Raw genomic sequence first — 9,578 nt, forward strand, 5'->3', positions numbered from 1 at the left:
ATTGCGGTGCGCCGCACCGAATAAGCCGACGCGAATGTGCGGTCGCGAGCGTTCTGGTTGAAGTCGATGAAGATGCGCTTGCCGCGTTCTTCCTTCCACCACGACGTCGTCACCGCGTCTGGCGCACGACGCTCCACCTCGCGGGCCAGCGCGATGCCGGCGCGACGCACCGCAATGAAATCCCAGTCGGTTGTGATCCGGAGGAACACGTGGACGCCGCGACCGCCGGACGTCTTGGGATAACCCACCAGCCCCAGTTCGTCGAGCAGCGGCCGCAGCACATCGACGGCGACAGATCGTGCTTCGGCGAAGCCGGTGCCGGGTTGCGGGTCCAAATCGACGCGCAGTTCGTCGGGGTGCTCGGCATCGGGGCAGCGGACCTGCCACGGATGCAGCGTGATGGTGCCCATCTGCGCGGCCCACACGATCGCGGCTGGGTGGGTCACCCGCAGCGCGTCGGCGGTCCGTCCCGACGGGAAGGTGATCCGGCAGGTCTCCAGGTAGTCGGGGTGGTGCTGCGGAATTCGCTTCTGGTAGATCTCCTCGCCGTCGATGCCGTCGGGGAAGCGCTGCAGATGCGTCGGGCGGTCTCGCAACGAAGCCAGCATCGGGCCTGCCGCGACGGCGCGGTAGTACTCGACGAGCCGTCGCTTGGTGCCGTCCGATCCCAGCTTCGGGAAGTACACCTTGTCCGGATTGGTCAGCCGAACGGCGATCCCGTCGACGTCGATTTCCTCTGCTGGTGATGCCATCTCCCGATTCCAGCACAGGGTTCCAGCACAATGTGGTGATGGACCTGCCTGTGATGCCGCCGGTTTCGCCGATGCTGGCCAAATCGGTGAAATCGATCCCGCCGGACGCGTCGTATGAGCCCAAGTGGGACGGGTTCAGGTCGATTCTTTTTCGCGACGGCGATCAGGTGGAGGTCGGCAGCCGCAACGAGAAACCGATGACCCGGTACTTCCCCGAGTTGGTCGCCGCGGCCACCGCCGAGTTGCCGGAGCGCTGCGTGATCGACGGTGAGATCGTCATCGCCACCGATCACGGCCTGGATTTCGAGGCGCTGCAGCAGCGCATCCATCCGGCCGATTCGCGGGTGCGGATGCTGGCCGAGAAGACGCCCGCGTCGTTCATCGCGTTCGATCTGCTCGCCCTCGGCGACGCCGACTTCACCGCGCGGCCGTTTTCCGAGCGACGCGCGGCGCTCGTCGATGCGCTGGCCGGATCGGGTCCGTCGATGCACGTCACCCCCGCGACGACGGACCTGGATACGGCGCAGCGCTGGTTCGACGAGTTCGAGGGGGCGGGTCTCGACGGGGTGATCGCCAAACCGTTGACGATCACCTATCAGCCGGACAAGCGCATCATGTTCAAGATCAAGCACGAGCGCACCGCGGACTGCGTGGTCGCCGGTTATCGCGTGCACAAATCGGGCAGCGACGCGATCGGTTCGCTGCTGCTCGGGTTGTACAAGGACGACGGGACGCTGGCCTCGGTTGGCGTGATCGGTGCTTTCCCGCTGGCCGAACGCCGGCGACTGTTCACCGAATTGCAGCCGTTGGTGACGAGTTTCGACGATCACCCATGGAACTGGGCGGCCCACGAGGCGGGCGAGCGCACTCCACGCAAGAACGAGTTCTCCCGCTGGAACGTGGGCAAGGACCTGTCGTTCGTGCCGCTGCGACCAGACCGCGTCGTTGAGGTGCGCTACGACCACATGGAAGGTGAGCGGTTCCGGCACACCGCCCAGTTCAATCGTTGGCGGCCTGACCGCGAGCCGGCGTCATGCACCTACACCCAACTCGACAGCCCCATCACATTCAGCCTCGGCGATATTGTTTCGGGGCTCGGCCCAACCGGCGAGCAGTAGTCGAGCGGCCACTTATGACACGCAAATTTGCGAAAGGTGTGCAATAAGTGGCCATTCGGCGAAGGCTCAGACCGTCACCTCGAGTGACGCCAGCCCGCGCAGGGTTACGTTGGGCTTGTAGACCGGTTCACCGTCCAGGCGCGCATCGGGGAAGCGCGCGGTCACCGCTGACAACGCGATGGCGGCCTCCAGCCGGGCCAGCGGTGCACCCAGGCAGTAGTGCAGTCCACGCCCGAAGGACAAGTGCCGGAAAGCTTTTCGATCGGGGTTGAAGGTCGCCGGTTGGTCGAACTCGCTCGCGTCGTGCTGAGCCGCGGCCAGCAGCAGCACCATCGTGTCGCCCTTGACGACGTGAGTGTCGCCAATTGTCATGCCGTCAGCGGCAATTCGGGCCACCAATTGCACCGGCGGGTCGTAGCGCAGCGTTTCCTCGATGACCGCTGACGCACGTTCAGCGTCGGCTCCCAGGGCCGTCCACTGCGACCGGTCGCGCAGCATTGCCAGCATCCCGTTGGAGATCAGGTTCACGGTGGTCTCGTGACCGGCGATCAGCAACAGGCTGCAGGTCGACACGATCTCATCTTCGGCCAGCTGGTCGCCGGACTCTTCGACCGCGATCAGCCGCGACATCAGATCGTCGCCCGGATGCGCGCGGTGCTGCGCGATCAGGTCGTGCAGGTATCCCCGCAGCCACTGCCCGGCTCGGATGCGCTCGTCCATGCCGCCGGCCGGTTGGCCGGTGACCATGAAGAACGGATCCAGCGCCTGCGCCAGCAACGCCGAAGCGCGGCTGAACTCCGCCTCGTCCTCCAGCGGAACCCCCAGCAGCCGGCAGATGACCGTCACCGGAAGCGGGTAGGCCAGACCGCTGACCGCATCGAAGCGGCCTTGCTGGGCGGCGCGGTCCAGCAACCCGTCGACCAGTTCGGTGATGAGCGGCGTCAACTCGTTGACCACCTTGGGCACGAACGCCTTGCTGACCAGTTTGCGCAGCCGGGTGTGATCGGGCGGATCGAGAAACAGGAACATCGGCGGCCCCTGCGGTCGCACCGTCGCGCCGTCGGCCGCGAAGCGTTTGGCCATCGTCGAGTTGAGCCGGTCCACCGACGACGAAGGATGCTTCAACGCCTCGTCACAGTCGCGGTAGGACGAGAAGACGGTGAGATTGCCGTCCGGCACCTGCATGGGCCCGCGGTCCCGGAACTGCTCGTACACCCCGTACGGGTTGGCCCGGTTCGCCGGATCCAGTAGTTGCAGCAAGAGTTCCTGCGGCCCGGCGACACTCGACGTGGCAGACATATTTGCATTGTGCAGGTCTGAAAGAAAGTGCAGGTAGCTACGGTCCCGCGACGACGACAACGCGGCGGCGGGGGCGCGGCGGTAGATTCCTGCTGTGCAAAAAGGCGTCTGCGTCGCCGCGGCGATGCTGTTGATCGGCGTGACCGCCGGCTGCTCGTCCGACCAAGCCGCGCCGGCCAGGCCCGGGGTGCTGCCGCCGGGCACCGCAGTGCTCACCGTCGACGGGAAAGACGTGGGCACCACATATTCGGTGCGTTGCGAGTCGATCGACTGGATGACCAGGATCCACACCGACGTTCAGGCATCAGGCCTGAGCGCGATGCTGTCCAACGCCAACAAGCTGAAGGCCGAGTTCGTTCGGTTGCAGGATCTCGGCGGGTTCACCGGTTCCTACGAGCGCGAACTGCAGGGCGAGGCCGCGGTCACGATGACCGGCCCCACGTACCACATCGCCGGCGCCGCACTGGGTTTCAACCACGACCAACCGACCCGGCTCAAAGCCGAGACGTTCAGCATCGCGGTGTCGTGCTGACGGCCTGGGCGCCGAGGAAGTCCACGATGTACCCGGCGAGCTCCTCGCCGGCGTCTTCTTGAAGGAAGTGGCCAGCGTTGCCGACGACCGGGTGGTCGATCCCCTGTGCGCCCACCATTTCGCGCTGCAAGATCGGCGCCATGCCGCCGGTGATCGGATCGCCATCGCTGAAGGCGACCAACATCGGCGTCGAGCTCGCGGTCAGGGCCGCCCATGCGGACCGGTTGGCCGGCGCGGCAGGGTCGTCGGGCGAGGTCGGGACCAGGCCTGGCATGGCCCGCGGTGCCGCGCAGTAGGTGTCGTCGGGGAACGGCGCGTCGTAGGCCGCGCGGACCTCGTCGCTCATCGGCCGCCGGCAGCCCCCTTGCACGAACCGGCCGACGTCGATCGTCGGCGCACTCTGGATCGCCTGGCGGAACTGCCACCAGATTTCCGGCATCGGTATGTCGCCGGTGGGCAGACCGGTGTTGGCGACGACGAGCTTGCTGAAGCGTTCGGGGTGTTCAGCGGCCAGCCGCAACCCGATCAAGCCACCCCAGTCCTGTCCGACCAGAGTCACCCGCTGCAGGTCCAACGCGTCGAACGCCAGTTCCCGCACCCATTCGACGTGGCGCGCGTAGCTGTGGTCCTCGATGCGAGTCGGCTTGTCCGAGCGACCGAAGCCGACCAGGTCGGGGCAGATGACGCGGTGCCCGGCCGCGACCAGCACCGGGATCATCTTGCGGTAGAGGAACGACCACGACGGTTCGCCGTGCAACATCAGCACTGGGTCGGCGTCGGCCGGGCCGTCTTGCACCCAGGCCATCCGCAGCGTCCCGCCGTCGCCGTCGAAAACATCGCAATAGTTTGCGGGATAAGGGAATTCGGGCAGATCTGTGAAGCGGTCGTCTGGTGTGCGCAGCGTCTGCATGAGTGTGAAGATACGCCAGGTCCGTCAGCCCTCCCGCAAACCGGCCATGCGGGGGTCCGCCATCAACTGATCGAGCAGCGCGAGCTGGCCTTTCAGCAGCTTGGCCCTGGCCTGGGCCACCGGGAACCACTCCACCCGGTCGACCTCCGGGAAGGTGCGCATTTGCCCTGAGCCCCTTGGCCATTCGAGTTCGAAGGTGTTGCTGCGCGCGTCGGCCGGGTCGAGGTCACCCGGGACCGCGAACGCGGTGACGACCTTGCCGCCGGGCTGCTTGACCGGAGCCAGATCGATGCGTGGGCCGGCGGGCGGCGCCGAGCCGACCTCTTCTTCGAATTCACGCTGCGCGGCCGCCCATGGGTCTTCGCCTAACGTGTACTCGCCCTTCGGAATCGACCAGGCGCCGTCGTCCTTGCGGGCCCAGAAAGGCCCACCCGGATGCGCGATCAAAACTTCGACGACCCCGTCGCGCACTCGGTACAGCAACAGGCCCGCGCTGAGCTTGGGCACGCCGTCACACTCCGACCGCGCGCTCCAGATCCTTGAGCGAGGTTTCCAGGTGACCAAGCAACCTCTGCAGGTGCGGCACGCTGCGCCGGCAACCGACCAGACCGAAGTCGATGTTGTCCGCATTGTTGACCATGGTGATGTTCAGCGCCTGCCCGTCCAACGCGATCGAGAGCGGGTAGTTGCCGTCGAGCCGGGCGCCGCCCCAGTACATCGGCTTGGTCGGTCCCGGCACGTTGGAGATGACGATGTTGAACGCCGGCGGTGCCGTCGAGGCGTAACCCGGCAACGCGGACAGTCCCAGCGGCGCGATGAGAGCCGCGGACAGCGCATAGGCTTGCAGCCGAGGCAATTCGGCGAACACCTTCTTGTTGCCGCGCATCGATGCACTGATTGCCTCCAACCGCTGCGCCGGGTCGTCGACGTCGGTGGCCAAGTTGCACAACAGCGCGCCCACCTGGTTGCCGCCGCTGTCGGCGTCGGACTCGGAGCGCATGCTCACCGGGACCATCGCGATCAGCGGGGTGTCGGGCAGCGCGTGCTCATCCTGCAGGTAGTGGCGCAGCGCGCCGGAACACATACCGAGGATGACATCGTTGAAGCTCACTCCGGCGGCGACCTTGATGCTCTTGAGCCGGTCAATCCCCCACGACTGGGCGGCAACCCGTCGCGCACCACCGATCGGCACGTTGAACATGGTGCGCGGCGCGGCGAACGGCAAGGTCAGCTGCTGTTCCACCAGCGCGGCGCGGGCCAGCGACCACGTCGAAGGGCCATATGCCGCAACAGATCCCGCTAGTTGGGACAGGCCCGGCCGCTTCGACTTCTCGGCTTCCTTCTTGCGCCGCGGCAGATCCCAAATGGCCTGCATGTCAGTGTCATCGGGATCAGGCGACAACGTCCGCTGCATGAGCCGCAAAGCGGAGACTCCGTCGATCAACGAGTGGTGGAACTTGCTGTATACGGCGAACCGGCCGTCGCTCAACCCCTCGACGAAGTGGGCTTCCCACAGCGGGCGATGCCGGTCGAGCAGGCCACTGTGCCACCGCGAGGTCAGCTCGAGCAGTTCGCGGACCCGTCCGGGCGTCGGAAGTGCCGACCGCCGCACGTGATAGTCGATATCGACGTCAGCCGGGTCGTCGTAAGTCCAGGCGACGTTGGGGATGCCACCGAACGTCCACGCCGGGTGCTTACGGAAGGTGGGCTGGAAGTCATTGTTGGCGACCAGCGCGTCGCGGATTTCTCGGGCGAACTCCGGCCCGGCGCCCTCCGGCGGCTCGAACAGCTGCAGGCCGCCGACGTGCATCGGGTGTTCGCGCGATTCGATCATCAAAAACACCGAGTCCAGTGGACTCATCAGTTCCATGGCTCAATTAAAGCCCCGCGTCGATCCCGCCCCGGCCGATTGGGCGAATTGGTTCAACTGGTGAACAGTCCTCCCGGCGGCCCGACAAGTCCGAGAACCGGTTCGAGCAGATTCTGTTGGATGCCGGTGAGTTCCAACAGCTTTTGAAAGTCCGGGCCTAGCGGTCCTTCGATATCGATGAATGCGGCGACATGCAAATATGAGGCTGACGACCGTCGCCGCGTCCGCCGCCGCCCCCTCCACCCGGTGAACCGTTCTGCACTCCGCGCGGCGGCCTGTTCATCGTTGGCCCGATTTACGACGAGATCGGACACTGACCGCGCGGGTAGTTCTAAGCTCAAGAGATGCGCGATCGCGAGACGATCGACTCCGAGTTACGACGCGTGGCGGCTGAGCTGCGCTCCATCCGCGAGCGCGGCGGACGGCCGTCCAGTCGGCAACTCGACGCGCTTCTCGATGAGCGCTTGGGCCACCCCGCGGATGCGATGTGTGACATCGCGATTCTCGACGAAATCTGCTTGCCCGCTGACGAAGCCGACGATCGCCCGCCTCGCAAACGGCGGAGTCTGCTGCTGCGCCTGGCGCTGCGCGCGGCGGTCCAGCTGTCGCTGATCACCATCGCCGCCGTCGTCGCCGTGATGTTTGCGCTTCACCATCGCCACACCACTGCCCAGCCGACGGCAACCCCGCCGTCCGATGCGCAAGCCAGCCCGGCGGCACTGGCTCCAGCGCCGGCACCATTCGTTCCGCCGGCCAAGCCCGTTTCGCCGACCGACATTGCCGAGAAGGCGTTGATCGACACGCTTCAACACGAGGGGATACCGGTTCCCAGCCACGACTACGTCACCGCCCAGGGACACGCGGTGTGCGATTTCCTCGGCCGACAACCCAACGTCGCCGACGCCGCGCACTTCGTGCAGCAGTCGACGATCTGGGACGGGAGTCAGAGTGCCAATTTCGTTACCGCTGCCGTCATCACCTACTGCCCACAGTTCGAATCGACAGCCTCGGACCAGATGCAGCAGACCTACCAAAAGTCGCTGACCAACCTGCAGACCATCGAAGGAGATCTGCAGGGCATCAACCACGATCTGCAGGGAATCAGCGACGGCCTACACGGCGGCGGCTGACTCGGCTGAATCGGTCTTTCATGGGCACACTCCCGAGACCTACGCTTAGTGCCATGAGGCAAATCCTGTTTCGTGCCGTTCTACTCCTGGGATCGTGGGCGATCGGACTACTGGTTGCCGCGTGGGTTATTCCGGGAGTTTCGTTGTCGGCGTCGGGGTTCATCGTCGCCGTCGTGGTGTTCGCGGTGGCGCAAGCGACGCTGTCTTTGTTGATCTTGAAGTTGCCCCACGGGTATGCGTCGCTGCTGCTTGGGGGCACCGGCCTGGCATTGACCGTTTTCGCGATAATCCTCGCCACGGCAGTTACGCACGGGTTCACCGTTCGCGGCATGGCGTCCTGGGTGGCCACGACGCTTGTGGTGTGGCTCGTAACAACGATCGGGGCCGTTTCACTGCCCGAGGTGTTAGGCCGCCAAGGCGCCGGCCCGACCTGACCAAACAGCGCCGTCGACCCGCGCAGAATTCGGCATTTCGGTGAGTTCGCCGGGAGTAGCATTTGTCTATCTCGTCCGACGACGGAGGGAGACGTGATGGGCGACACTCATCACGATCCGACGGATCATTCTCGGACCACGCAACCGCACGCTGGCATCGCCATGAAGGACAACTTCTTCTGGCCTGGGTTGATCCTGCTGGCCGTGTCGGCATTCGGGATGATCTGCACGGCGGCCGCCGCCGCCTACCGACGTTACGAATGGCTCACCACCACGGTGCTCATCGCCGTGCTCGGAGCGGTCGCCGGCGCGTTATGGATCGTCGTGGAGAACCGCCGGGTGACCCGCATCGAGGAGCAGTGGCACGCCGCGCACCCCGACGCTCAGTTGCGCTAGCGCGCTACCTACGGTCCCGGACGATATTGGCGGTGGCGGAGGGATTTGAACCATCCTCAGCATCCCTGGTCAGGGGGTCAAACATGCGTTGAGCTGCTGCTTTGCATCACACGACATCACATGAGATGTGTGTAACTGTGCTCACCGATGTGCTCACGGGCACGAATCGAGCCGATGCGTCGGTCAGCCCGCGACCACGAGCTAACGCGCGGCTTGCGCGATTCCCAGCGCTGAGCCGTGGGCTGACCTCGATCCGGCTCCTCGGATCAGCCGGGTGCCACCAGCTGCCTGAGCAATCACTAAGTGGAACTACCCGGGGGGCGGGGGGACGATCACTCGTGCCCCGGCGAGCGGTGGGATCAGCGGTACGCTCATGCCATGGCGGACACGTCGTACGCCAGCTGCGGCGATCTCAGCATCGCGTATCAGGTGTTCGGCGACGGGCCGGTCGAGCTGGTCTTCGTCGGGCCGTTCGTCACCCACATCGAGCTGTGGTGGACTATCCCCGAATTCAAGGCCTTCTTCGACCAGCTCGCCAGGTTCTGTCGCGTCGTAGTGTTCGACAAGGCCGGGGTCGGGCTGTCGGACCCGGTCCCGCGCGTTCGCACGGTGGATGAGCGAGCAACTGAGATCGAGGCTGTCATGGATGCCGTCGGCTTCGGAAGGGCCGTTCTTTTCGGCATGAGTGACGGCGGATTTGCGTCCATTGTTTTCGCGGCAACCCGACCGGAACGAACCCGGGCGTTGATCCTCACCGACTCGTATCCGTTCACCGGCTTCACGCGGGGGTGGGACGACGTCGAGTGCGACTCGGCCCAGCTGTGGGCGCGCGTCCTTGCCGAGGTGGGTGAAGACTATGTGCCGTCGGTGGAGCAGATTGCCCGCTTTCAGGAAATCGCCCGCGGCGTCCGCTCGCGGTGGGGCAGCGGTGCGACAATCAGCATCACCGCGCCGTCAGCGTCCGGTCGATTCCGCCAGCTCGCCATATTTGAGCGCATGTGCGCCAGCCCGGGAATGGCGCGCGCGTCACTTGAAGCGGTGTTCCGGATCGACGTGCGGCCGATCCTGCCGACGATCACCGTGCCAACCCTAGTCATCCATGCCCGCGAGGACCTCGTCGTTCCTGTGCAGTGCGGC

Annotated in this window: 11 protein-coding genes; 6 read left to right on the forward strand and 5 right to left on the reverse strand. The window is 65.5% G+C overall.

The genetic code is table 11. From position 1 onward, the window contains the following. A partial coding sequence (locus VGH54_RS03945; RefSeq protein ID WP_331510634.1) for a DNA polymerase domain-containing protein occupies positions 1–752 on the reverse strand: 752 nt, incomplete at its 3' end. Between the two features lie 38 nt (positions 753–790). Here VGH54_RS03945 and VGH54_RS03950 point away from each other — a divergent pair. Continuing rightward, complete coding sequence (locus VGH54_RS03950) at positions 791–1,870, forward strand: ATP-dependent DNA ligase (protein WP_331510635.1); 1,080 nt, start codon at positions 791–793, stop codon at positions 1,868–1,870. A 66-nt stretch (positions 1,871–1,936) separates the two neighbouring features. Here VGH54_RS03950 and VGH54_RS03955 read toward each other — a convergent pair whose 3' ends face one another. Then, positions 1,937–3,169 (reverse strand): cytochrome P450, encoded by a 1,233-nt coding sequence (locus VGH54_RS03955; RefSeq protein ID WP_331510636.1) that lies wholly within the window; start codon positions 3,167–3,169, stop codon positions 1,937–1,939. A 94-nt stretch (positions 3,170–3,263) separates the two neighbouring features. On the opposite strand from VGH54_RS03955, the gene VGH54_RS03960 reads away from it, so the two are divergent. Beyond that, the gene (locus tag VGH54_RS03960; RefSeq protein WP_331510637.1) at positions 3,264–3,701 is read left to right on the forward strand and encodes a lipoprotein LpqH; all 438 of its coding nucleotides are present in this window, start codon (positions 3,264–3,266) and stop codon (positions 3,699–3,701) included. On the opposite strand, the gene VGH54_RS03965 is transcribed toward VGH54_RS03960, so the two are convergent. The 3 genes from VGH54_RS03965 to VGH54_RS03975 are packed head-to-tail and all read right to left on the reverse strand — an operon-like array spanning position 3,679 to position 6,481. Continuing rightward, positions 3,679–4,611: a haloalkane dehalogenase gene (locus VGH54_RS03965; protein WP_331510638.1), complete on the reverse strand. Its 933-nt coding sequence runs from the start codon at positions 4,609–4,611 to the stop codon at positions 3,679–3,681. The two genes, VGH54_RS03960 and VGH54_RS03965, sit on opposite strands and share 23 nt — an antisense overlap. 24 nt (positions 4,612–4,635) lie before the next feature. After that, positions 4,636–5,118 carry an NUDIX domain-containing protein gene (locus VGH54_RS03970; protein WP_331510639.1) on the reverse strand — a complete coding sequence of 161 codons (483 nt, stop codon included), beginning with the start codon at positions 5,116–5,118 and terminating at the stop codon, positions 4,636–4,638. 4 nt (positions 5,119–5,122) lie between these two features. Next, a complete protein-coding gene (locus tag VGH54_RS03975) occupies positions 5,123–6,481 on the reverse strand; it encodes a wax ester/triacylglycerol synthase family O-acyltransferase (protein ID WP_331510640.1) in 1,359 nt (452 codons plus the stop codon). A gap of 344 nt (positions 6,482–6,825) precedes the next feature. Between VGH54_RS03975 and VGH54_RS03980 the strand changes: the two genes are divergently transcribed. The 4 genes from VGH54_RS03980 to VGH54_RS03995 all read left to right on the forward strand — a co-directional run. Next, positions 6,826–7,611, forward strand: coding sequence for a DUF732 domain-containing protein (locus tag VGH54_RS03980; protein WP_331510641.1), 786 nt, complete (start codon positions 6,826–6,828; stop codon positions 7,609–7,611). Positions 7,612–7,664: 53 nt separating this feature from the next. After that, positions 7,665–8,045 (forward strand): hypothetical protein, encoded by a 381-nt coding sequence (locus VGH54_RS03985; RefSeq protein WP_331510642.1) that lies wholly within the window; start codon positions 7,665–7,667, stop codon positions 8,043–8,045. 96 nt (positions 8,046–8,141) lie between these two features. Beyond that, positions 8,142–8,441, forward strand: a complete 300-nt coding sequence (usfY, locus tag VGH54_RS03990) for a protein UsfY (protein ID WP_331510643.1) — start codon at positions 8,142–8,144, stop codon at positions 8,439–8,441. A gap of 378 nt (positions 8,442–8,819) precedes the next feature. Then, positions 8,820–9,578, forward strand: a 759-nt coding sequence (locus tag VGH54_RS03995) for an alpha/beta hydrolase (RefSeq protein ID WP_331510644.1), incomplete at its 3' end; no start/stop codon positions are given.

Origin of the sequence: Mycobacterium sp. (genome assembly GCF_036488105.1) — a bacterium.
Taxonomy (GTDB): domain Bacteria; phylum Actinomycetota; class Actinomycetes; order Mycobacteriales; family Mycobacteriaceae; genus Mycobacterium.